At 32.5% G+C, this 26,277-nt stretch carries 16 protein-coding genes and 1 tRNA gene; 11 read left to right on the top strand and 6 right to left on the bottom strand.

What is annotated here, in order from left to right:
• Positions 1 to 29 precede the first annotated feature (29 nt).
• A tRNA-Leu gene (locus tag LOS86_RS12630) sits at positions 30 to 111 on the top strand.
• A gap of 94 nt (positions 112 to 205) precedes the next feature.
• Positions 206 to 787 carry a hypothetical protein gene (locus LOS86_RS12625; RefSeq protein ID WP_231842437.1) on the top strand — a complete coding sequence of 194 codons (582 nt, stop codon included), beginning with the start codon at positions 206 to 208 and terminating at the stop codon, positions 785 to 787.
• A 267-nt stretch (positions 788 to 1,054) separates the two neighbouring features.
• Here the strand turns inward: LOS86_RS12625 and LOS86_RS12620 are convergent, their stop codons facing one another.
• From LOS86_RS12620 to LOS86_RS12605, 4 genes are all read right to left on the bottom strand, one after another.
• Complete coding sequence (locus LOS86_RS12620; RefSeq protein ID WP_231842436.1) at positions 1,055 to 3,946, bottom strand: alpha-amylase family glycosyl hydrolase; 2,892 nt, start codon at positions 3,944 to 3,946, stop codon at positions 1,055 to 1,057.
• Positions 3,947 to 4,010: 64 nt separating this feature from the next.
• On the bottom strand, positions 4,011 to 5,072 hold the full coding sequence (locus LOS86_RS12615) for a SusE domain-containing protein (RefSeq protein ID WP_231842435.1): 1,062 nt from the start codon (positions 5,070 to 5,072) through the stop codon (positions 4,011 to 4,013).
• Between the two features lie 16 nt (positions 5,073 to 5,088).
• The gene (locus LOS86_RS12610; protein ID WP_231842434.1) at positions 5,089 to 6,684 is read right to left on the bottom strand and encodes a RagB/SusD family nutrient uptake outer membrane protein; all 1,596 of its coding nucleotides are present in this window, start codon (positions 6,682 to 6,684) and stop codon (positions 5,089 to 5,091) included.
• An 11-nt stretch (positions 6,685 to 6,695) separates the two neighbouring features.
• Positions 6,696 to 9,626 (bottom strand): SusC/RagA family TonB-linked outer membrane protein, encoded by a 2,931-nt coding sequence (locus LOS86_RS12605; RefSeq protein WP_231842433.1) that lies wholly within the window; start codon positions 9,624 to 9,626, stop codon positions 6,696 to 6,698.
• A gap of 224 nt (positions 9,627 to 9,850) precedes the next feature.
• On the opposite strand from LOS86_RS12605, the gene LOS86_RS12600 reads away from it, so the two are divergent.
• The 9 genes from LOS86_RS12600 to LOS86_RS12560 all read left to right on the top strand — a co-directional run bounded on the left by LOS86_RS12600 (position 9,851) and on the right by LOS86_RS12560 (position 23,171).
• Positions 9,851 to 10,876 (top strand): LacI family DNA-binding transcriptional regulator, encoded by a 1,026-nt coding sequence (locus tag LOS86_RS12600; RefSeq protein ID WP_231842432.1) that lies wholly within the window; start codon positions 9,851 to 9,853, stop codon positions 10,874 to 10,876.
• A gap of 201 nt (positions 10,877 to 11,077) precedes the next feature.
• Complete coding sequence (locus LOS86_RS12595; protein ID WP_231842431.1) at positions 11,078 to 12,424, top strand: MFS transporter; 1,347 nt, start codon at positions 11,078 to 11,080, stop codon at positions 12,422 to 12,424.
• A 3-nt stretch (positions 12,425 to 12,427) separates the two neighbouring features.
• Positions 12,428 to 13,078, top strand: a complete 651-nt coding sequence (pgmB, locus tag LOS86_RS12590; RefSeq protein ID WP_231842430.1) for a beta-phosphoglucomutase — start codon at positions 12,428 to 12,430, stop codon at positions 13,076 to 13,078.
• 45 nt (positions 13,079 to 13,123) lie between these two features.
• Positions 13,124 to 15,406: a maltose phosphorylase MdxK gene (gene mdxK / locus LOS86_RS12585; protein ID WP_231842429.1), complete on the top strand. Its 2,283-nt coding sequence runs from the start codon at positions 13,124 to 13,126 to the stop codon at positions 15,404 to 15,406.
• Between the two features lie 102 nt (positions 15,407 to 15,508).
• Entirely contained in the window at positions 15,509 to 17,623 is a 2,115-nt protein-coding gene (locus tag LOS86_RS12580) for a glycoside hydrolase family 97 protein (RefSeq protein ID WP_231842428.1), read from the top strand.
• Positions 17,624 to 17,630: 7 nt separating this feature from the next.
• Positions 17,631 to 19,466: a glycoside hydrolase family 13 protein gene (locus tag LOS86_RS12575; RefSeq protein WP_231842427.1), complete on the top strand. Its 1,836-nt coding sequence runs from the start codon at positions 17,631 to 17,633 to the stop codon at positions 19,464 to 19,466.
• On the top strand, positions 19,467 to 20,405 hold the full coding sequence (locus tag LOS86_RS12570; protein ID WP_231842426.1) for an alpha/beta hydrolase: 939 nt from the start codon (positions 19,467 to 19,469) through the stop codon (positions 20,403 to 20,405).
• Between the two features lie 11 nt (positions 20,406 to 20,416).
• Complete coding sequence (locus tag LOS86_RS12565; protein WP_231842425.1) at positions 20,417 to 21,850, top strand: alpha-amylase family glycosyl hydrolase; 1,434 nt, start codon at positions 20,417 to 20,419, stop codon at positions 21,848 to 21,850.
• 97 nt (positions 21,851 to 21,947) lie between these two features.
• Positions 21,948 to 23,171: a BaiN/RdsA family NAD(P)/FAD-dependent oxidoreductase gene (locus tag LOS86_RS12560; RefSeq protein ID WP_231842424.1), complete on the top strand. Its 1,224-nt coding sequence runs from the start codon at positions 21,948 to 21,950 to the stop codon at positions 23,169 to 23,171.
• On the opposite strand, the gene LOS86_RS12555 is transcribed toward LOS86_RS12560, so the two are convergent.
• Together LOS86_RS12555 and LOS86_RS12550 are read right to left on the bottom strand one after the other, a co-directional pair.
• Complete coding sequence (locus LOS86_RS12555; protein WP_231842423.1) at positions 23,149 to 24,507, bottom strand: LPP20 family lipoprotein; 1,359 nt, start codon at positions 24,505 to 24,507, stop codon at positions 23,149 to 23,151. The genes LOS86_RS12560 and LOS86_RS12555 overlap by 23 nt on opposite strands.
• Positions 24,507 to 26,141: a tetratricopeptide repeat protein gene (locus tag LOS86_RS12550; RefSeq protein ID WP_231842422.1), complete on the bottom strand. Its 1,635-nt coding sequence runs from the start codon at positions 26,139 to 26,141 to the stop codon at positions 24,507 to 24,509. The genes LOS86_RS12555 and LOS86_RS12550 overlap by 1 nt, the downstream gene beginning before the upstream one ends.
• Positions 26,142 to 26,277: the final 136 nt, after the last annotated feature.

The following is a 26,277-nucleotide window of genomic DNA, read 5'->3' as shown; positions in this document are numbered from 1 at the left end:
CGAATATCTATATTTGCACTCCAATTATCGCGGGTATGGTGAAATTGGTAGACACGCCAGACTTAGGATCTGGTGCCGCAAGGTGTGAAGGTTCGAGTCCTTTTACCCGCACTTGAAAAGGTTTAAAGTTATTGAATTCAATACTTTAAGCCTTTTTTGTTTTATTTTTTTTCTGTTTATTTTAGATTTTTATTTTAATTAAAAAATGAAAAGTTTTTTTCTCTTTATAGTTTTATTACCACTTATTGGTTGTACACAAAATAAGCGTGATTACAGTTGCATAGACAATAATATTAATAATCTTTTTAACACTTATTACAATGATAAAAAATTCAATTATTTTGACACTATAAAAAAAATTGAAAAAAGAATGATTATTGATAAAATACTTACTTCATCAGATTATAAAGGTTATTCTACTTTAATTAAAAATCAAGAAGATTTATTAGATGAAAGAAAAATTAAGACTTTTAAAAAAATAAAATCCTACTCAAACTTTTTTAGTCACGTGAATAGTTCTTCTATGACTTTTTTAATACTGACAGAGTGTTGTGAATGTGACAAAGTAATTTACAACTCAAAAATTGATATTTACGATTCTATGAAGTTAGATGGTGGATTCCCTACAAAAGATAATTTATTAAAAGTTTTAGAAGTTACAAATTTTAAAAATGAGGAAGAACGATTAATCTTATTAAATTTTATATACCTTAACATTATGTCAATTGTTGATGGAGGTGTTTTGTCAATTGAAAAATCACCTGAAATAAATTTTGGCAATGATTAAACTTCGCTCTCGCGAGAATCCCGACCGCTCGGATATGTTCAACGGTCGATAGCGCGGAAATGCTTTCCGTGCCTACAAAGTAAATAAAAGAATTAGCAAATTAGTTCGCAAAAAATTAAACGGCATTGCTATATGATTCAGAAATGCCGTTTTTTAAAAACTTGTCATTCATTTTTTTACTTTTTATTTTATTGATTTTCATTTTAAGTAATAAAAAATAAAACCACTTCAATTGAAGTGGTTTTATCATTTTAACTAACAATAAATTTATTCCTTTAACATTTTCTGTGTTTGGCTTATACCATTTATATCGGTTATCTTAACTAAATATAGACCAGTTTCAAGATTTGAGCTATCTATTTGCTGGTTTTTAGTTACATTATTGTAAGTGTTCACTAATTGCCCTGCAATGTTGTAGATTTCTATTTTTTCAGCATCTTGAGAAATAGCAAAGCTGTTTTTTGAAGGATTTGGATAAATAGAAATGGTGTTTTGGATAGTTTCAAAATCATTTGATGATAGAGTAGAAGGTTGGTTACCAAAAACTCTAAATCTTCCAGAATTCACACTAATAACATCTGTTGGATTGTTTATCACCACTGGAGCATTATTGTTCATTAAATCATACCATGTCATTGGGTAAGTGTAAACATCTGTTGGGAAACTTGGATTAATAGTTAAGTTAGCCACAGAAAAATTAGCAATTACCACTACATTTCTTAATTGTGACGTAGGTATGCTATTGTCATAGATATAAATACGTTGTTTTACATTATTAGCATCAGGACTTATGGCATGATCTCCCATAAAAACAGGTTCCGTAGTTTTAAGCTTAATCATTTTTGACCAGTCACTCAAGATAGAAGTTCTTCTTGGGTCAGCTAACCAATTTTCTGTCCATTGTACTTGTTCTTTGGTATCTAATTTACAATCTCCTGGGAAAAATGAACTCTCATCGTTAACTGTTCCGTTTGAACAAGTATAGATGGATTGATTGTTTCCAAGTTCACCAAAGTGCCAAATCATTTTTGGTCCAGGCACTAAAATACTTGTAGCTCCAATTGCTCCCATTCGGTTTAAAGCATTAGTTAAATTTCCATTTACTGGAAAAGCTCCTGCTCCATTTCCATAGGTAATTGCTTCATACATCATTCTGTCTTTGTCATGACTTTCAGGATATCCAATAAGTCTTTTTCCTGTAAATCCACGACTTGTATGCGACATTCTAGAAATGTTTTGTGTTGCATAACCCATAGCCAATTCTTTATATTGGGTATACATTTCTCCCCACATCATGATTCCTTTACCTTCTCCAATTCTGTAATTAGCCCATTGTTGCTCTTCACCATCAGTACCTAAATGTTCAAATATTACGTAATGATCGTTATCTAAAGACCAGCAATAATCTGCATAGTCTTTTAATACATCTACACGGTCTTGTTGATATGCATTTGTACATGCATCATCACCACCACTACAGTTTTGAGTAAAACCTTTAGTTAAATCCCATCTAAAACCATCAATTTTGAATTCTTCAATCCAATATTTTACTGTTTGTTTTACATAATCACGAGTTAGAGTAGAAGAATGATTAAAATCATCCCCAACACTATAACTATGTCTTGCTGTTGTATTAAAATATGGATTATCCGATGCAGGTCCGCCCCAACCATCACCATCAGGGTCGTTCATCCACATACGCACCATTGGGTTTCTACCAAATGCATGGTTAAATGCAATATCAAGTATAACTGCAATTCCATTTTGATGGCATAAATCAACTAATTCCTTAAATTTTTCTGGAGTTCCATAAAATTTATCTAATGCCATATGGAAAGCTGTATTGTATCCCCAGCTCTCATTGCCTTCAAATTCCATGATTGGCATTAATTGGATAGCATTAATACCTAAATCTTTAAAATATTGTATTCTATCTATTACATCTTGAAAATTTCTATCAGCATCAAAATCACGGATAAGCAATTCATATACAACTAATTTGTCTTTGTTTGGTTTAGTGAAATTTGTTACTTGCCAATTATAAGGAGTTGTACCTGTTTTGAACCATGTAACTTCGCGTTCTTGCCCTGTTGGATAAGCAGGTAAGTTTGGAAAAGTTGTACTTGGAATCCATGGGTCATCATATGGCGATAGTACCAATTTAGAGCAAGGATCTGCTACTTTTACTAAAACAGGAGAATTTGCAATAGGAGTTTGATCTACAACCCAGTATTGATAGGTGTTGTCAGCTCCTGGAGTTAATCCAGTAAGTTCTAACCAAAATTTATTAGAACTTGGATCTTTTTTCATGGCAAAAGTAGCATCTGGCATATAATTGTTGAAACTACCTGCAACATAAACAAAATCTTTTCCAGGTGCTTCTAAAACTAAAGTTGCTTTTGTGTTATCAGATGGGTTATAGTTAATACCATTTACTAATCCGCTTGGGATTGCTTGAGCCGTACTACCTGGATTTACAATAACTGAAAATCTTCGAGTAATAGTAGTAGCACCAAGTGTAACTTCTAGTTCGTAATTTGTATTAGAAGTGATATTAGTATGATTAAATGAATAGCTTGAAGTAACATTTGTATTAATGCTAGTTCCATTTGCTTTTAAATTATAACTTGCATTTCCACCTGTATTTGTTGCAGAAATAGAAAGATTTCCACCTGAGTTAATAATGGTACTACTATTGATAGCTGGTGAAGTTAAATTAACTTGAAAAGTACCTACATTAAATATGAAATCTCCACAAGATGGAGGTAGTTTTAAAGTTTGACTTCCATTGGCATTTCTAAATACCATTCCTAATTTAGTGGCATTTGCCTCTTGTGTGGCATTTAAACCAAAATAGGTACTAGGCGTAAGAGTTATACTCCATGTGCCATCTCCGTTATTAGTCATTAATCCGACTGAATCATCCTGACCCCAATTTCCAACAACAGAAAAACCAAAAGCATTAGTATCGTCACCAATTCCAGCATGCATATAAACTTTTGCGGGCGAAGTTCCCATTTGGTTACATGATTGAGCTGCAGTCGAGACAGTGATAGTAATTTGATCATTAGCATTAAAGCTACTAGGTGTAATTGTTACTTGCGCTTGAACACAAAATCCAATTAATAGGGATAAAATAAAAAGTACTTGTTTTTTCATAGCGTTTCAATTTAAAAAAAGGCTGTCAGGTTAAGGACAGCCTTTTTAGTATAATATAATTTTTTTATAGAGCAATCAACTCGAAAGTGTATCTTCTAGGATTAGATAAATCTAATATTACTTTATAGTTTCCGGCAGGACCATCAAAAGTTAAATCTCCTCCATCCACTAAATATCCATCAGCATTTACAGTTCCTAAATCAAAACCATTACTCCATGCGTTATTTCCTCTAAATTTGAATGCTCCTGGAACTAATGCAATACTAGCTAATTCTAGTTTTCCAGTAGCAGGGTTGTATGTTAAATCTGTGTCAGAATCCCACCCAGTTGGAGTAGCTGCACCAATGATTCCCCAACTTACTGGATCTGCAGAGTAAGTTAATGTTTCAGGATTAGCTTTAACTCTGTAATAACCTGTAGTTGCAGTACAGTTTGTAGGTGAACCTTGAGATAATACTCCAGAAAAAGTTCCATCATCACCCCAATCAGTATTACCCCAATTGTAGTTTCCCGTAGCATCAGGAGCAACAAATTTGAAGTCACCATCTAACCAAACATATCCTTCATAATCTGTTTGACCAAAAGCAGAAGCTGCAATTCTTGGCGCTGATGGTGGACTCCATCCTTGGTGATTTCCAGGTACAGATAATTTTGGAAGATCTGTAGAGTATGGAGTTACTAAATAATTGATAGTATTAGAGTACTGTACCTCGCTACTTTGAGCACCTACAGAAGCTTTTATTCTAATGTCAATTGAACCTTGTGAAAATGGAGTTAATCCAACGGTTACAACTGCGCTATTTAATACATCAGATGTTATTGTAACATATGTATTAGTGGTACTTGTTAATACTAAAGGATTATCAAACTCATCCCCAGTTTTGTCGATTTCTACTTCATATGTAATTTCAGTAGGAGTAGTTCCATAATTTGCATCTTCCCAAGATAAAGTTAATCCAGGGTTTAATGGAGTGGTTACATCTAATGATACTTCGTCTCCAGACGTTGGTGTAAGAATTTCAAATGAACCTTCTGGAGTTAAGAATAATAAATCTTGTTCATCTTCGCAAGATATCAAACTTGCTACTAAAGCAATTGATAAAAATGATTTTACTATATTTTTCATATTTAATTTTTTTTGATTAATAACCTGTGTTTTGAGTTAAATTAGGATTTGAAGCTAAAGTTGCTGGGTGAAGTGGGAACACTTTCATGTGTTGAGGTAAGGCAATACCGTTTACTCCATTACCTTTCCAAGCCCAGTTATAACTTCCACCTGTAAATTTATTAAATCTGATCAAGTCTTGTCTTCTATGTCCTTCCCAGTGTAATTCTCTAGCTCTTTCGTCAAGAATAAAGTTTAAAGTTAAATCAGATTGAGAAATGTTAGCAGCAGTAGAACCGCTATTTGCTCTTTCGCGTAATAAATTAACGTAGTTTGTAGCTTGAGATAAACTTGCGTTTGAAGCACCTCTAACTGCACATTCTGCATACATTAAATATACATCGGCAAATCTGAAAAGCGGGAAATCTGTATCTGCAAAAGTAGAATTAGAACCATCAATACCCGTTGATGTTTTATTAGAATATTTAAATAAAATATAACCTTGGTCACGATCAGATACGTTTGTAATTTCAATATTTCTTGAACCAGAAATAATATTATTACGTTGGTCATTATTAAATTCAGAACCATTAAATTTTTCAACGAATTGTTTTCTTAATCTAATAGCACCACCCCAACCTTGAATGCCCATATCAGCACCATTTTGTTCTAAAGAGCCTACTTGTCCATTAATAATAACAGTTGTTGGTCCGTAATTTTGAGTTCTAACACCATCAGATTGGATACCAAAGATTAATTCAGGTGAAATATGATTATCCGCTGTAAAATTGTTTTTGTAGATAGGATTTAATGTATAACCAGAATTTATAAGCTCTGTACATTGAGCAGCACATTCGTTATATTTTGGAGTTCCAATGTACACTTCTGCATTTAGATAAATTTTAGCTAATAACATTCTAGCAAAACCTTGGTCTAATCTACCATATTCATTAGTTCTAGGAGCTTTTAAATTTGGTAAAATATCTAATAACTCAGTTTCAATATAATCAAATAATTGAGTTCTGTTGTATTCTGGACCAGCTACACCTATAGCATCATTTTCTGTATTGAAGGCTGCTTTTCCAAAGAAGTCCATTAAGTGATAATATGCTAAAGCACGTAATGCTCTTGCTTCTTCTCTATAGATAGCAATTTCTGCTTGTTCTGAAGCGCTAATTCCTCTAGCATTTAGTTTATCAGGTGTTGATTGTCTCAAGAATTCATTAGCTAATGCAACTTGTAACATTGCACGGCTAAACATTCCTCTGAAAAATGGATTAGATGCATCCCAAATATTTCTTTGTAATTCTCTAACTCCAATATCATTACCACCTTCGTACGACCAAATAGCTTCGTCAGTAGTTAGGTTATTAAGATACCAAACCACACGTCCATATTGACTAAATCCAGCATCAATTCCTCCTAAATTTGAAGAAAATGCTCCTGTGGTACTTGTAAGAGATAAATTTCCATAAATACCTGCAATGGCATTTGTATAGGCTCCTGGCTGTGAGTAAAATGCTTCCTCGTCAAGGCGAAGAGGATCATTAGGCTCTACTTCTAAGTCACTCGTACATGAGTTAAAACTCAAAGAGATGAATAAAAGTGTTAAGATTTGACTTATTTTTTTCATTTTCACAATTTTTAAAATTTGATGTTAGCTCCAAATAGAATTTGTCTTTGTCTTGGATATATCGTTTGATCGTTACCTCCTGAGAATTCAGGATCTAATCCAGAATATTTAGTTATAATAAATGGATTTTGAACACCTGTGAATAATCGTAAAGAAGCTTTACCTTCTAACCATTTTGGGAAGGTGTAACCAATGTTAACATAATCCATTCTTAAAAACGAACCGTTTTCTACAAATAAATCAGATAATACTTGTCCAACTCCTGGTGTTTGGAAATTATAATCAAGAACAGATGATGGAAGGTTTTGTAATTCTCCATTCAATATTTGATTGTAATACGATGAACGAGATTTTACTACATTTAATATTCTATTTCCAAAACTTGCTCTTAAGTTAAAACCTAAGTCAAAATTTTTGTAGTTAAAACTAGTTGAGAAACCTAATACTAAATCTGGATCAATATTTTTGTATATGTAACGGTCACTGTTGTTAACAATTCCATCACCATTTAAATCTGCAAATGCTCCTTCAATTGGCATTCCGCTTGAATCATATAATTGTTTAAACACATAGAATGAGTTAGGTGTAAAACCTTCTTGCATAATTTGAGATTCTGTACCCACACCAATGTTTCCTACAAAAATTGGCACACCACCAGCAATTTCATCAATTCTTCTTTCGAATTTTGACGCATTGAAATTCACATTCCAATTTAGGTTTTCTTGTTTAATTACATCATAATTAACATTTAATTCAAAACCTTTAACGCTCATGCTACCAATGTTTTGAGCACCTTCGTTTGTAAAGTTACTACCATCAGCAAAAGGAGCTACTTGGAATAAGTCATTAGAAACTTTGTAAAATACATCTAAACTACCATTTAAACGATTGTCTTTGATTCCAAAATCAATACCCGCATTGTAAGTAGTTGTCTCTTCCCATTTTAGGTTTGGATTATAACCACCTGGTTGTGCAACGTTGAAATAATTGTTTCCAAATGCATATTGAGAATTTTGGTCTCCTAAGAAATATTGTGGTAAATAAAATAATCCAGCTCCAATATCTTGTTGACCTGTGATACCCCATCCAGCTCTTAATTTTAACTCACTAATAGTTTTGTTGTCTTTAAGAAAATCTTCATTTACTTTCCACGCAACAGATGCTGCAGGGAAATTACCCCATCTATTTGCATCAGAGAATCTAGATGTACCATCTCTTCTGTAACTAACAGTTAATAAATATTTATTTTTATAGGAGAAATTTGTTCTACCAAAGAAACCAACATAAACAATATCGTCACTTACAAAATATTGAGGTACATCATCAGCATTGTTTTGGTTTCTTGTAGTATAACCATTTGCTTCGAAGATTTGGTAAGAATAACCACCTGTAATATCAAAAGTTAAATCATTAATAGTTTTGTTGTAAACTAAATATGAGTCTAATAATTTATTAGTGCTTACTCCATCAGAGTAACTATTATTACCAATTAGTACATTTTGTCTAATTGGAGATGTTCTTGCCGTTGCAGGAGTGAAATTTTTACTGTATCCTTCATCTCTATCAAAACCAAAATTAGTTACTAAACGAAGTTCTGGTAAAAAGTGGAATTTGTAATCTACTTCAAAATTTCCAAAAAGTTTTCTGTTTACACTTCTATTATTTGTTTGAAGCAATTGAGCAACAGGGTTTGCAGTAGCAATAGTTGCAAAATCATTAACTGTTGGACCATCTCTAAATTCGAAGAAGCCATCAAATGGAGATGTTGGATCGTAAACAGGTTGTGTTGGATCCATTGCAATTGCACCACCTTCAACACCTGGAGCATTTCTTCTTTGAGTGTTTGTATAGTTAACAGATAATCTAGTTTTTAAGTGATTATTAAAGAAGGAAGGATTTAAGTTTAATGAAACATTATTACGATTCATATAATCTGTTAATCTTAAACCTTCTTGGTAAGTATTTCCTATGGTTAATCTAGTAGGTAGGAAGCCTAAAAAGTTACCTCTAACACTTAAATTATTATCAATATAGTCAGTACGTCTGTAGATTTCTTCTTGCCAGTCAGTATTAGCGTCTCCCATTTTGTCTCTAATACTTTGATTAAAAGCAGAATCTGCAATACCAGGTCCAACAGGATAAAGATTATTAACAACTTGTCTAAATTGATCAGCAGATAAAACATCAATTTTATTTACTTTTTGACCTGTACCATATTGTACATTATAATCTACTTGTAATTCTTTCGAACCTTTTTTAGTAGTAATTATGATTACTCCATTAGATGCTCTTGTTCCATATATAGCAGTTGCAGAAGCATCTTTTAATATTGTGAAACTTTCTACATCGCTAGGATTTAAAGTTGCTAAAACTCTAGAATCCATTGGTAGACCGTCCAAAACAACTAATGGGTCGTTATTTGCTAACAATGAAGATCCACCTCTAATTCTGATTGTTGGTACAGATCCTGGAGAACCACCATTAGAATTAATAGTTACACCGGCAACTTTACCAGTTAATAAATTGTCAACTGTAACATTTGCTCCTTTATTAAAGTCTTTTGAGCTAATTGTGCTAACAGAACCTGTTGCATCTTTCTTTTTTACAGTTCCGTAACCAATTACAACAACATCTTTTAATTCCTGAGAATCCTCTTGAAGAGTAATAATGATATTGTCTTGGTTATTGAATGTGATTTTTTGGTCTTTAAAACCAACATAAGAGATTGTAATTACATCTCCTGATTTTACATTGGAAATTGTGAATTTTCCATCAAAATCAGTGGTAGTACCATTGCTTGTTCCTTCTACAATAACGTTTGCTCCAGGTAGCGGACTTGAATTAGTCCCATCTAGTACAGTACCTTTTAACGTACTTTGTGCTAGAATTCCAAATGGCAACATTAATAAGAAAAATAACAGCTTTTTTTGCAGTGTTTTCATACAAATTGTTTAGATTAGATTGTTTTTTAATAGCTTATAAATTCACTTCTAATGTTAAATTTATGTAAAAAATGGATAAAAAAAAACCACTGCTTGCGAAAAGCGTCCCGAAAACGTTTTCGTGTTGAAAACTTTATTATTTTGACAGCAATTTTGACTAAAAATTACAATACTTTGAAAAAAAATACTACTTTTAAAACATATTAATATTTTGTCTTATTATAATGAGAAAAAAAGTTACCTTAAAACAAATTGCAAAAGAGCTAGATGTTTCCATTTCAACAGTCTCAAAATCGTTAAGAGATAGTCATGAAATAAGTGAGGATACTCGTTTAAAGGTTCAAGCTTTTGCTAAGTTATATAATTACAAACCAAATAATATTGCACTTAGTTTAAAAAACAAAAAAACGAAAACCATTGGGATTATTATTCCCGAAATTGTTCACCATTTTTTTGCAACAGTAATTAGCGGTATTGAACAAGTAGCTAACGAAAAAGGATATAATGTAATTGTCTGTTTGTCAGATGAATCTTTTGATAAAGAGGTAATTAATATGGAACTTTTAGCTAACGGAAGTACAGATGGTTTTATTATGTCTTTGTCTAAAGAAACCCAACAAAAAAAGGATTTCCATCACATTCAAGAAATAATTAGTCAAGGAATGCCAGTGGTAATGTTTGATAGGGTTACAAATGATGTTTTTTGCGATAAGGTTATAATTGACGATCAAGAAGCTGCCTTTAATGCAGTTCAGTTTTTTATTGACAATGGATTTAAAAAAATTGGTCTTATTACCACTGTAGATTATGTAAGTGTAGGGAAATTAAGAACTGATGGGTATAAAAAAGCTCTCGTTGCAAATAATATTCCAATTGATGAAGATTTAATTGTAAAGATTGAGGATATTGAAAATTGTTCAATTAAAATTGAAAATCTGTTATCTAATATAAAATGCGATGCAATTTTTGCTGTTAACGAATTATTTGCAGTAACTGCGATTAAAATAGCAGCCAAAAATAATTTAAAAGTTCCAGAGGATCTTTCGGTAATTGGTTTTACCGATGGTATAATTTCACAGTTTTCAACACCAAGTATTTCAACTGTGAGCCAAAACGGAATAAAAATGGGAAGAAAAGCTGCTCAAATGTTGATAGATCGATTGGAATTAGAAGATGAAGAAGATGAGCAATACAAAACTGAAATTATTGAAACTAACTTAATAATTAGAGAATCTACTACAACGAAATAGTTTGTTTTAAACTGCTGATATACAAAATATTATAAAAAAAGAATCTGAATAATTGAGGTGATTTTTTTATGATATTTTTTGTTTTATTAAAAATAATATATTTAAATTTACAAAATCAAAGCTTATATCTTCACTTCTAAAACATAAGTTTTGATAAGCATAATAAACGCTTATCGATTTATTAATCAATAAATTACGATAATGGAAAAGCGTAAATTAGGTTTCTGGGAAATTTGGAACATGAGTTTCGGTTTTTTGGGAATCCAAATGGGTTTTGCCCTACAAAATGCAAACGCAAGTAGAATTCTTCAACTTTTTGGTGCCGATGTGCATGAATTATCATGGTTTTGGATAATTGCTCCTTTAATGGGTTTAATTGTGCAGCCTATAATTGGACATTATAGTGATAATACTTGGTCAAGATTTGGAAGAAGAAAACCTTATTTCTTAACAGGAGCTATTTTAGCATCAGTTGGTTTAATTTTAATGCCTCAAGCTGAAATTTTTATTGCCTTCATGCCTGCTCTTTGGGTGGGGGCTGGAATGTTAATGATTATGGATGCTTCTTTTAATATCGCTATGGAACCTTTCCGTGCTTTAGTAGGAGATAATTTAAGAGCAGACCAACATACATTAGGTTTCAGTGTTCAAACTGCTTTAATTGGAATAGGTGCCGTGGTAGGATCATGGTTGCCTTATGTTTTAACTAATTGGTTTGGAATTAGTAATCAACCTTCAGAAACTTCTGCTGTTCCACTAAACTTAATTTATTCTTTTATCATTGGAGCAATTATTTTAGTCGCTTCCATTTTAGTTACCATTTTCACAACTAAAGAATATTCTCCAGAAGAATTAGAGCAATTTAGAGACGAAAAAGAGCATAAAGAAGCTGTTGGAGAAACCAAAGAAGCTAAACTTTCAGATGTATTTTCAGATTTCGCAAAAATGCCAGATACTATGCGTCAACTAAGTTGGGTACAATTCTTTTCTTGGTTTGGATTGTTTGGAATGTGGGTTTTTACAACTCCAGCAATTGCTCAGCACATTTATGGTTTGTCGATTGATGATACGAAAAGTCAAGAATTTCAATCTGCTGGAGATTGGGTAGGAATTATTTTCGGAGTTTATAATGCAGTTTCTGCTGTAGTAGCATTTGCGTTGCCTTACATCGCAAAACAAATTGGACGAAGAAAAACACACGCACTTTCTTTAGTTTTAGGTGGAATCGGATTAATCTCGATGTATTTTATGCCAAATAAAGAAGCATTAATCTTCTCAATGGTTTTAGTCGGATTTGCTTGGGCAAGCATTTTGGCTATGCCTTATGCTATTTTGGCGGGCTCCATTCAACCTAAAAAAATGGGTGTTTACATGGGAATTTTCAACTTCTTTATTGTAATTCCACAAATTATTAATGCTTTAATTGGTGGTCCTTTAGTGAAATACGTTTATAACGATCATGCTATTTATGCTATCGTGATGAGTGGTGTAAGTTTCCTATTGGCTGCCCTTTTGGTATTAAAAGTTAAAGATCAAAAAGATATTTAGACCATGAAAAAAGCATTCATATTCGACCTTGACGGCGTAATTGTTGACACGGCTAAATATCATTTTTTAGCTTGGCAAAAGTTGGCCAACCAATTAGGAATCGAATTTACGCACGAACATAACGAAGGTTTAAAAGGCGTGAGCCGTGTTCGTTCGTTAGATATTATTTTAGAATTGGGAAATGTTCAAGCTTCCCAAGAAGATAAAAATCAATGGTTGGTTCAAAAAAATGAAGAATACCTTTCCTATTTAGTAGACATGGACGAAAGTGAAATTCTTCCAGGTGTACTAAAAGTATTGGAATATCTGAAAAGTAAAAACCAATTCATTGCTTTGGGTTCGGCAAGTAAAAACGCGCGACCTATTTTAGAAAAAACCAATATCATGCACTTTTTTGATGCTATTGTTGACGGGAATGACGTTTCAAACGCAAAACCTGATCCAGAAGTTTTTTTAAGAGCAGCTCAATTGGTTGGAGTTTCAAATGAAAACGCTATCGTTTTTGAAGATTCAGTAGCGGGAATTCAAGCGGCTAATATTGCCAACATGATAAGTGTAGGAATTGGTGATGCATCTGTCTTACACGAAGCAAAGTACAATTTTAAAGATTTCACCTTTATGGATGAAGCCTTTTTATCGCAATTAATTGGTTAAGAAATTGACTAATTGACACATTAACAAAATTGACATATTACAAAAATGAATCAAGATTATATACAACCCGACAATTGGTCGATTATTGAAGAAGGATTTGATGCAGAGCGAGTTAAATCTTCTGAAAGTTTATTTAGTATCGGAAACGGTGCTATGGGGCAACGCGCTAATTTTGAAGAACACTATTCAGGCAAAACGTTTCAAGGAAGCTACATTGCCGGAATTTATTATCCCGATAAAACAAAAGTAGGTTGGTGGAAAAACGGTTATCCTGAATATTTCGCTAAAGTATTAAATGCACCAAATTGGATTGGAATTGACATCGAAATCAATGGCGAAAATTTAGATTTAGCCAAATGTCAGTCGGTTTCAAATTTCCGTCGTGAGTTGAACATGAAAGAAGGAATTTATTATCGTTCTTTTAATGCCACTTTAGCAAACGGAACAGAAATCGCTGTTAAAGTACAACGATTCCTATCATTGGATTTAGATGAAGTTGGGGTTATCAACTACGAAATCACCGCTTTAAATTCGGATGCAAAAATTGTTTTCAAACCTTATGTTGACGCTGGAGTTCACAACGAAGATGCCAATTGGGAAGAAAAATTTTGGGAACCAATTAGTGTAAAGCATTCTGGGAACGATGCATTTGTTACAGCAAGAACCTTTAAGACACATTTTACGGCAACAACTTTTATGCAAAATAGCATTCTGTTAGAAGGTTCTAATCTGAGTGTAGCTCCTGTAAGTCTTGACGAAACAAAAGAAAGAATTCAATTTTGCTATCAAGTAGCCGTTACAAAAGGACAAACAGCTAGTATTCAAAAAATTGGAGGTTATGCTGTTTCAATGAATCATGAAAATACTATCATTGGAGCAAAAAATAGTATTGCAAAAGCATTAGAAATTGGAGTTTCACAATTAACTGAAAACCAAAAAGAAGCTTGGGCAAAAATTTGGGAAATGAGCGATATTACAATTGATGGCGATGTAAAAGCGCAGCAAGGAATTCGTTTCAATATTTTCCAATTGAATCAAACCTATTTAGGAAAAGATTCTAGATTAAATATTGGTCCAAAAGGATTTACTGGTGAAAAATACGGAGGTTCTACTTATTGGGATACCGAAGCCTATTGTATTCCTTTTTATATGGCTACCAAAGACCAACAAGTTGCTCGAAACTTATTAGCGTATCGATACAATCAATTGGATAAAGCGATTGAAAATGCCGAAAAATTAGGTTTCAAAAATGGTGCAGCTTTGTATCCTATGGTAACGATGAATGGTGAAGAATGTCACAACGAATGGGAAATTACTTTCGAGGAAATTCACAGAAATGGTGCCATCGCTTTCGCTATTTATAACTATTACCGATTTACAGGCGATTATTCCTATATTCCAGAAAAAGGCTTAGAAGTTTTAATCGGAATTGCGCGTTTTTGGCATCAAAGAGCTACTTTTTCAACGTACAGAAATCAATATGTAATTCTCGGTGTTACGGGACCAAATGAATACGAAAATAACGTAAACAACAATTGGTACACAAATTACATAGCAAAATGGTGTATTGATTACACTGTTGAGCAAATCAATAAAATTGAAAACGAATATCCATCGGATTATACCCGAATCATGAATAAAGTGAAATTATCACAAGCCGAAATTTCAGCTATGAAAAAAGTGGCAGATAATATGTATTTCCCATATTCAGAAGAACATGGCGTATATCTACAACAAGATGGTTTCCTAGATAAAGAATTAATTACTGTTGCCGATTTAGATAAATCGCAACGACCAATCAATCAAAAATGGTCTTGGGATCGAATTTTACGTTCTCCATATATTAAACAAGCCGATACTTTACAAGGATTCTATTTCTTCGAAGATCATTTTACCAAAGAACAGTTAGAAAAACATTTCGATTTTTACGAACCGTTTACCGTTCACGAAAGTTCGCTTTCACCTTGCGTGCATTCGATTCAAGCCGCTGTTTTGGGCAGAATGGAACAAGCGTATACATTTTATTTAAGAACTTCACGTTTGGACTTAGACGATTACAACAAAGAAGTGGAAGAAGGTTTACACATTACTTCAATGGCGGGAACTTGGATGAGTATCGTTGAAGGATTTGGTGGAATGCGCGTTAGAAATAACCAATTGCATTTTGAACCAAAAATTCCAGCGCAATGGAAAGGTTATTCATTCAAAGTGAATTTCAGAAATGCCATTGTAAAAGTAGAAGTAAAACAAGAAGGATCAAACGTTTCTATTGAAGGAAATTCGGATGTGGAAGTGTTTGTAAATGGTGAATCGCAATTAATTAAATAGTAAGACATGAAATCGCCATTAAAAAAAAGTTTGCATAAGCAAACACTTATGATTAAAAAAGGCGATACCATATTTTACCGCTAAAAAATAAAATTTAAACATATGAATAAATATTTTGTTTCAGTATTTGTGATGGTTTTTTCGATTTTTGGGATGAATGCTCAAGAATTAAAATCGCCAAATGGAAATTTCAAGATGATTTTCGCTTTTGAAAAAGATGGTACACCAACGTACCAACTTTTCATGAAAAACAAAGAAATTATCAAAAAAAGTAAGTTGGGTTTAGAACTTCAAAAAGATAAAAAGTCGTTATTGAATGATTTTAAATTAGTAAACGAAGTTCGTAACACTTTTGATGAAACTTGGAAAACCATTTGGGGTGAGGAAACCGAAATCCGCAACCATTACAACGAATTAGCATTAACTCTGAAACAAAACGAAACGGAACGACAAGTAATCATTCGTTTTCGATTATTCAATGATGGTTTAGGTTTTCGTTACGAATTTCCAGAACAAAAAAACCTAACGTATTTTGTAGTAAAAGAGGAACGCACCGAGTTCGCCATGACAGGTGATCACACCGCATTTTGGATTCCGGGTGATTACGATACACAAGAATACGATTTTACAGAAAGTAAATTAACCGAAATTAGAAAGTTATTCCGTGGTGCTGTTTCTGAAAATGCATCACAAAAACAATTTTCAGATACGGGAGTTCAAACGTCTTTGATGTTAAAAACTGCAGACAGAATTTACATCAACATTCACGAAGCCGCATTAATCAATTATTCTTGCATGCATTTGAATCTTGACGATAAAAACTTAGTTTTTCAATCGCATTTAACTCCAGATGCTAAAGGAAATAAAGGACATTTACAAGCACCTTGTGTTTCGCCATGGAGAACCATAATTGCAAGTGCTGATGCTCGCGATATATTGGCTTCTCGTATGACATTAAACTTAAACGACCCTTGTAAAATAGAAGATACATCTTGGATTAAACCTGTAAAATACATCGGAGTTTGGTGGGAAATGATTACCGGAAAAAGCTCTTGGGCATACACAGATGAAATTCCATCCGTTCAATTAGGAGTGACGGATTTCACCAAAGCTAAACCAAATGGTAAACACGCAGCGAATACCAAACACGTAAAAGAATATATCGATTTTGCTGCTAAACATGGTTTCGATGCGGTTTTAGTAGAAGGTTGGAACGAAGGTTGGGAAGACTGGTTCGGTCACGAAAAAGATTATGTATTCGATTTCGTAACACCTTATCCTGATTTTGATGTGAAAGGAATTCACGAATATGCGAAATCTAAAGGTGTAAAAATGATTATGCATCATGAAACTTCTGGTTCAACCAGAAATTATGAGCGTCATTTAGACAAAGCATTTCAATTTATGAATGATAATGGATATGATGCTGCTAAAACGGGTTATGTAGGTAACATTTTACCTTTAGGCGAACATCATTACAGCCAATCGATTTTAAATCATTATCAATATGTGATTGAAAAAGCAGTCGATTATAAAATTATGATTAATGCACATGAAGCGGTTCGCCCAACAGGAATTTGCAGAACGTATCCAAACATGATTGGTAACGAATCAGCTCGTGGAACAGAATTCCAAGCATTTGGTGGTTCAAAAGCAAATCACACTACTTTGTTGCCTTTTACACGTTTATTAGGTGGGCCAATGGATTACACACCTGGAATTTTCGAAATGGATATTGCCAAATTAAATCCAAACAACAATTCACATGTGAATACAACATTAGCGAATCAATTGGGATTGTATGTAGTGATGTATTCGCCACTTCAAATGGCTGCCGATTTACCAGAAAACTATAACCGTTTCTTAGATGCATTCCAATTCATAAAAGATGTTCCTGTGGAATGGACTTCTTCAAAATATTTAGAAGCTGAGCCTGGATATTATATCACGATTGCTCGAAAAGATAAAAATTCAAACAATTGGTTTGTTGGGAATTCAAACGGTTACAACGCAAGAACATCAACGATTACATTAGATTTCTTAGAAAAAGGAAAAAAATACGAAGCCATTATTTACGCTGATGCTGCCGATGCGGATTACAAAACCAATCCACAAGCATACAAAATTTCAAAACAAAAAGTAACCAATAAAACTAAATTGCAATTGAGAACGGCAGCAGGCGGTGGCTACGCTATTAGTATTGTTGAGGTTAAATAATAAAGCTATGAAAAAAATAATTTTCTCTCTAATTACCTTATTCACACTTTCGCTTTCGGCACAAATCGACCGAATGGAACCACCTTTTTGGTATGAAGGCATGAATAAAAGCGAAGTTCAAGTATTGTTTTACGGAAAGAATATTGCTCAGAATTCGGTACAAGTTTCTAATAATGTAATAATTACGAATGTAACTAAAACCGAAAATCCTAATTACCTTTTCGTGACAATTGATACTAAAAATGTAAAAGCACAAGAATTACAATTTACGTTTACCAATGGTAAAAAATCATTCAAAAGAAATTTCGAAATCAAAAAGAGAAGAACTAATTCGGCGCTTCGTAAAAGTTTTGATGCTTCTGATGTGATGTATTTATTGATGCCGGATAGATTTGCAAATGGAAATCCAAATAACGATTCGTCACCAGAACTACAAGAAAAAGCGAACAGAAGTTTGCCAGGAGGAAGACATGGCGGAGATATTCAAGGCATCATTAATAACTTAGATTACATCAAAGAATTAGGAGCAACCGCAATTTGGAGTACACCAATGTGTGAAGATAACGACAAAGGCTATTCGTATCATACTTACGGACAATCAGATGTTTACAGAATTGATCCTCGTTATGGAACCAATGAAGAATACAAAAAGCTAGCCGATGAAATGCACAAACGCGGCATGAAATTAATCAAAGATTACGTTACGAATCATTGGGGCGCTGAACATTGGATGTTTAAAGATATGCCAACTTACGATTGGTTTCATCAATTTCCAGGTTACAAACAAAGTAACTATCGAATGACCACACAATACGACACAAACGGTTCAAAAATAGATGCTAAATTATGTATGGATGGGTGGTTTGTGCCAAGCATGCCCGATTTAAATCAGTCGAATCCTTTGGTATTGAATTATTTAATTCAAAATGCGATTTGGTGGATTGAATATGCTGATTTAGATGGTTTTCGAGTAGATACTTATTCGTATAACGATAAAGAAGGAATTGCAAAATGGACCAAAGCCATTACAGATGAATACCCATATTTCAATATTGTAGGTGAAGTTTGGATGCACGATCAAGCCCAAATTTCGTATTGGCAAAAAGACAGTCCAATTGCTAAAATTCAAAGTTATAATTCCTACTTACCAAGTGTAATGGATTTTACATTGCATGATGTTTTTGGAAATGTTTTCAATGAGGATAGAGCGGATTGGAGCAACGGAATGATTAAATTTTATGAGAATTTCGTTAACGATTTCTTGTATGCCGACCCAAATAATTTGTTGATTTTCTTAGAAAATCACGATACAGGACGTTTCAATCAAATCTATCAAAACGATTTCAAAAAATACCAATTAGGAATGACCATTATGGCAACCATGAGAGGAATTCCGCAATTGTATTATGGATCTGAAATTGGAATGGCAGGTGATAAAGGAAAAGGCGATGCCGATATTCGTCAAGATTTCCCTGGTGGTTGGAAAGGCGATACAAACAATGCATTTTCAGCTAGTGGAAGAACAGCAGAGCAAGCAAAATATTTCGATTTTTCCAAGAAAGTATTGAATTGGAGAAAAATTAAAGAAGTGATTCACACTGGAAAATTAACGCATTACATTCCTGAAAATAACGTGTATGTGTATTTCCGTCACAATGACAAAGAAACAGTTATGGTGGTTATCAATAATGCTCCTGATACTCAGAAATTGAATCTTTCTCGTTTTCAAGAAAATATCAAATCGTTTACTTCTGGAAATGATATTCTTTCAGAAAAAACCATCGATTTAAAAGCCGAATTATCGGTTGAAGGAAAATCGTCAATGATACTAGAATTGAAATAAATGAAATCATTACTTTACTTTATATTGTTCTCTTGCTTTACTTTTTCTCAAGGTAAGATTACATCTTATGCTCTTGAAAATTCAGGAAAATTTGAAGGAAATATTGAAAGAATAGATACCTTTCCTTCTAGATATATTGTGCCAAGAACGGTTGATGTTTGGTTGCCTAAAAATTATTCTAAATCAAAAAAATACAATGTTCTGTACATGCACGATGGGCAAATGTTGTTTGATGCAACAACTACATGGAACAAACAAGAATGGAGAGTAGATGAAGTAGCATCCCAACTGATGCATGAGAATAAAGTAAATGATTTTATTGTCGTGGCTATTTGGAACATTCCAAATTTACGTCACATGGATTTGTATCCCAAAAAACCTTACGAATCGCTTTCAAAAGAGTTAAAAGAGAAAATTCAAATAGAAACCAAAAAATCGCAATTTCCATTTGATGATAGCAAAATAAATTCCGATAATTATTTAAAATTTATTGTAGAAGAATTGAAACCTTACATTGATAAAAACTATTCGGTTTTTACTACGGCAAATCAAACTGCTATTATGGGTTCAAGCATGGGCGGATTGATTTCCATGTATGCTTTGTGTGAATATCCAAATGTATTTGGAAAAGCAGCTTGTTTGTCAACGCATTGGATTGGATTTAGAGAATTTGAAAACAATCCTATTCCGGAATCTTTTTTCGCGTATATGGAAAAGAAATTACCAGAAGCTAAACACCACAAAATATATTTTGATTACGGAACGGAAACTTTGGATGCTTTCTACTTAAAATACGAATATCGAGTTGATGAAATTTTAAAAGCTAAAGGATATACAGAAGTAGATTCTCAAAATTTAAAGTTTGAAGGCGAAAACCATTCCGAAGCCTCTTGGCAAAAAAGGATTCATATTCCGTTAGAATTTATGTTTGGAAAATAAAACTATAAAAAATGAAAAAAACAATCGTTACTGCATTAGCTGTTTTAACTTTATTCAGTTGTAAAAACGAAACAGAAAAAACGGCAGAAAATTCAAAAACTGAAATCGCAAAATTTTCTTCTGAAGTAGAAGAAAGTGCTGTTATCTATGAAGTTAATATCCGTCAGTATTCACCAGAAGGAACTTTTAATGCCTTTACTAAAGACATTCCACAGTTAAAAGAATTGGGAGTAAAAATCATTTGGGTGATGCCAATTTTCCCTATTTCACAGACGAAAAGGAAAGCAACAGGTGGTGATGATAGTAAGTTTGCTTCAGAAATGCCAAAAGAAGAGCAACATAAATATTTGGGAAGTTACTATGCGGTTTCTGATTTCAAAAAAGTAAATCCGGAGTTTGGAACAATTGAAGATTTCAGAAATTTAGTAAAAACAGCGCATGATAATGGCATGTATGTGATTTTGGATTGGGTACCAAATCACACAGGTTGGGACCACGTTTGGATTAAAGAACATCCAGAATATTATACTAAAAATGAGAAAGGAGAAATCATCGATCCAATCAATCCAGAAACGGGTAAATCTTGGGGTTGGTCTGATGTTGCTGATTTGAATTACGACAACCATGGATTGCGAAAAGAAATGACTTCTGATATGTTGCATTGGGTGAAAAACGAAAACATCGATGGTTTCCGTTGTGATGTAGCAAGCAATGTGCCTTTAGACTTCTGGCAACAAGCTATTCCGCAATTAAGAAAAGAGAAAAATATCTTCATGTTAGCCGAAGCTTGGGAACCAGAATTATTAAAAGATGGTTTGTTTGATATGGCGTATGGCTGGGAAGCGCATCACACTATGAATAGAATTGCTCAAGGGAAAAATTCAGTAAAAGATTGGGATGCTTATATTCAAAAAGCAAATAAAGATTATGAAGCGAATGATATTTTGATGAATTTTATTGACAATCACGATGAAAATTCATGGAATGGTACTGTAAAAAGTAGACTAGGCAAAGCAGAGGAAGCCATGACCGCTTTATCTTATATGATGCCAGGAATGCCATTAATTTACAGCGGAAATGAATATGGATTAGAACATAGTTTAAAGTTTTTTGAGAAAGATTCTATCCCAAAAACAAAAGGAAAACAATGGGATTTAAGAGCAAAATTAGGAAAGTTAAAATCTGAAAATAGTGCTTTAAATGGTGGAAAAAATAAAGCTACTTATAAAAGAATTCCAACTTCAAATGATGCCCAAATATTAATTTTTGAGCGTGAAAAAAATGGCGAAAAAGTAATTTATTTGGCAAATTTATCAAATCAAGTGATGTCAGCTAATTTGCCAATTAGCGGAGAATTTACAGATTACATTACAGGTAAAAAAGTGGTTTTTGATGTTAAGTTAAGTACCCAATTACAACCTTGGCAATATTATATTTTAAATTAAAGTTGATTTATTTATTTTTAAAGAGTCCTGCTAATTAAATAGCAGGGCTTTTTGTTTGAATTAAAATTTAACTCCGATATTTGCAAAAACTAATTCATTGAATTCAAAATACGACATTATTATCATTGGCGGCGGTGCAGCCGGATTTTTTACTGCAATTAATATTGTTGAGAAAAATTCGAAATTAAAAGTAGCTATTTTAGAACGTGGAAAAAGCGTTTTAGAAAAAGTACGTATTTCTGGTGGTGGTCGTTGTAATGTTACCCATGCATGTTTTGTACCTAATGATTTAGTGAAATTTTATCCAAGAGGAGAAAAAGAACTAAGAGGGCCATTTCATCAATTTTGCTCTGGCGATACGATTGAATGGTTCGAAAAACATGGAGTAGAACTCAAGATTGAAGATGATTGTAGAATGTTTCCCGTTTCTAATTCGTCTCAAACGATAATCGATTGTTTTTTAAAAGCGACTCAAAAACTAAAAATTGACATTTTAACTGGACATAGTGTTCAGGAATTGTATCAAGGTGAAAATTATTGGAAAATTTCTACCAATCAAGAGGTTTTTAGTTGCCAAAAAGTGGTAATGACTACAGGTAGTAATCCAAAAATTTGGGAGTTGTTACAAAATTTGGGACATACTATTGTTGAGCCCGTTCCATCATTGTTTACTTTCAATATCAAAGATGTTCGAATCAAAGATTTAATGGGGCTTTCCACGGTTGCTTCTGTGAAAGTAAAAAAATCAAAATTACAAGCATCTGGACCGTTATTAATTACGCATTGGGGAATGAGTGGGCCGGGTATTTTGCGACTCTCGGCTTGGGGAGCTCGAGAATTAGCGGATAAAAAATATCAGTTTGCTATTCAAGTAAATTGGTTAAACGAAATTGATTTTGAAGAAGCCATCGATTTGTTGAAAACCATCAAAGAAGAAAACTCTAAAAAATTAGTGTCAAAATATGCTCATTTCGAGTTGCCTAAACGACTTTGGGAAAACTTAGTAAAAGCAGCAGGAATTTCAGAAGAAACCAAATGGGCAGATGTGAGTAAAAAACAATTGAATACGCTAGCTGAACAATTGACTAATGCTGAATTTCAGGTTAACGGAAAAAGCACCTTTAAAGAAGAATTTGTCACTGCTGGCGGAATCGACTTGAAAGAAGTGAATTTCAAAACCATGGAAAGTAAAATTTTACCTAATCTTTATTTTGCAGGTGAAATCCTAAATATTGATGCTATTACGGGTGGATTCAATTTTCAAAATGCTTGGACTGGTGGTTTTATAGTTGCAAATGCTATAACATCGATTGAACCATAGCGCTGTAATTAACTATCTTAATTTTATCCATTAGCGATTGTAAAGCATCTTGTTCTGCTAATTCTGCACTAGAACCAATTCCAATTATATTGTGAAGTGTTTCTTGATATACAATGTTATTATTGGTGTTTGTAATTTTAATACGACTTTCTAATTTGGTAGAAATTTTGCCGTTTACTTGTAAGTTTTCCATTTTTTTACTTTCGATAGTAATGGTAAAATCTTTCTTCGTTTTTTTTGAAGCTAAGGTAAAATAATCAGCAGAAAAGATTTGAAACAATTCATCCTCTAAAGCGTTTAAATTTTTCTTTGATTTATCCATTAAAAAAATATCAAATTCAATCGTAGGTAATTTTTTTGAAATAGATAGTTCAAACTTTTTAGATTGATAATTTTCAAATATCTTTTGAACCACTCGGTTTTGACTTAAATTTTTTACCAAAGAATAAGTATCTAAAATTGCTGTGATTTTTTCCGAATTATTTTTACTACAATTTCTTGGAATCACTAAAGAAATACTACCGTTACTATCTGAAACAAAATCCAAACTTTGTCCCGGTTGCCAAGAATAAAAAATAGAAACAGGAATGTTACTAAGTGTCTTATTTTGCGATTTAATAGTTATAGGTTGGATGTTAATGTCTTTTGGATCAAAAGCGTGCTTGATGTTCAGTTGTTTTACTGGAAACACTATTTCGATTTGATTTAAATTAGAAAAAATCGTGTTCATTAAAAGACTTACATAAGGTTTTTCTATCTGATCTTGGGTGTAGCGTAAATCTTCGTTTAAAAACTCACTAATATCTTCTAAAGCTAATATTTGTTGTTTTATAGCTTCTGAAAAATCTTTTTCAGCAGCCAGTTTTTTGGTATAATCAAATTTAAAGATAGAAGTTTCTAATGCTTTATTAATTCTAGCTTTTCTTAATTGTTGGTGTTTTTGTTTTGATAAACTCAGATAAGTGTAATAATAATATTCTGTCTCAAAAACATCAACAACATCATAACCTTCTAAATAAGCAGCGCTTGAAACCATACTATTCATTCGATAAAACTCATTAAATGTATTATCGTATTGAAAAACATTTAAGGAATTATTACTAGAAACCGTAACTGAAATACTGTTTGAGATTTCAGTAAGTGCCATTTTTTGAGCTTTTTCTCTATAATCAGATGATGTTTTTGGCGCCATTCCAATTCCAATGTAATTGAAATTACTCAACGGTGTTTTGGAAACCCATTCGGGAGCATTTTCTGGGATTGCTGTGTTGGTTTTAGAACTTCCACAAGAAAAAAGAACCAAGAAACTTGAAAATAAAACAATAGATTTCAACATTATTCTTCGGGATTAAAACGCAAAATTTCGTTCACAATTTGTTTTCTAAAATCTGACAAGACAATATCAACTAATGATTGATTGTTTATTTGATCACTTGTTTGAAAAAGGGTTTGTAAGTTTTTGTAATTAGATTCATCTCTTGTAATTAGCCCTGAAACATTACGAGTAGGGTAGATTTTTGAGTAGTTTGAATTGTTGTTTCGAGCATATCTGATTTGTTTTTCATCGCTTTTTTGGATGGTTTTTTGAATTACTATTTTACCAGTTGCAATTTCAACTAATCGATAAGTAATATTTGCCTGAATACTTGCTCTTTTTTCATATTCTTTATATACTACCGATTTTTCTACAAGCGAATCTTTGCCACTTCTCGATTTAATTTTATTAACTTCAATTCCATTAACATCGTAGGCTCTTACAGGATTTTCTTGTAGTTGATATTGGTTAATATGTATGGTTAAAACGGCTTTTGCATTTGTGTTAAAATAAGAATTCTGAATGTAACGTTTTGCTTGTAAATTATTCTTGCTGGTTTCAGAAATATTATAATAAGGCGAAGAAATATCATTACTTCCTTTTATTATTTTTACAAAAGGATTTTTACTTGCTAAAATATCTTCAATTACTGCATTTTGAATGTTGTTTTCAAAACCATTAGAATTTCTGATTTTAAATGATTCAACAATAATTGGGTATTCAGCACAAACTAAAGCTTCTGATTTTAATTCATCTGAATTTTTATAAGCATCAAATCTTTTAATAATTTCATCTAATTCTAAATAAGCCGTTCTACATTTTCCTTTTTTTAAGTCTTTAATTGCTTTACGATAAATAGGTTCGCTAGCCGCTTCTTTGTAAAGATTTTTTACGTCTAAATAATTGTTGTTTATATTTTTAACTTGTTCAAAAGCTAACTCAGCTTCTTTAAAGTTTTCTTGCATTAAATAGTAACTACCTTCTTTATAACGTTCATTTAAAGCTTGTTGTAATTTATTTTTTACGTCCTTGTAGTTAGGTTCTCTATTATATATTTCATTCCATTTTTCATGAGCTGGAATATATTTTTTTTCACCAAATAATTGTACTCCTTTTAAATAAACAGGTTCATTAACCGCAATGCTAAGTTGCTTTTGCGAGTCTTTATAGTCAGGGTTAAATCGGGAAATATCTTTAAAAACATCTTCAGCTTCTCTAAATTTTTGTTCTGAAAGATACTTGATTCCTAAATCATATTGTCCAACTAAATATTGGTCTAAGTTTTTATTGTAAATGGCTTTTGTTTGTTGATCAATATCCAAATTCTTAGTAAAAGCATTTACTTGATTTACAAAGTTATTTAAGTTGTAATATTCATTTACAACACCTTCCTTGTCTCCTTTTTCGTTTTTGTTAGCTATTGAAAAAGCAGATTCAGAAATATATAATTGTGCACTTCTTCTTAATGCATTTTCAATTTCTGGAAGATTTGGTTTTCTGTATAAAACACCTAAATACAATTCAGAAGCTTGTTTGAAGTTGCCTAATTTTTCCATTTCAGCACCTTTTTTTAAGGTAGAGTTTTTTACACTACAAGAAAAGGTAATAAGTAGAAGTAATGCAATAAAATATTTTGGAGTATTTTTCAATTTCATAAATTGGCACGTATTTTGTAAAATGTGTTAAAGTTCAATGGACAATTTTAAAACAAAAATAACAAACAAACGTTTTTTTGAGTTGTTTTTTTTGTTAATATTGACAAATCTTTCAAAATTGATACCAAAAATAGAA

Source organism: Flavobacterium cyclinae, assembly GCF_021172145.1.
In the GTDB taxonomy this organism is placed as follows: Bacteria; Bacteroidota; Bacteroidia; order Flavobacteriales; family Flavobacteriaceae; genus Flavobacterium; species Flavobacterium cyclinae.
The sequence above is the reverse complement of the archived record's forward strand: the minus strand, read 5'-3'. Positions and strand labels throughout refer to the sequence as shown.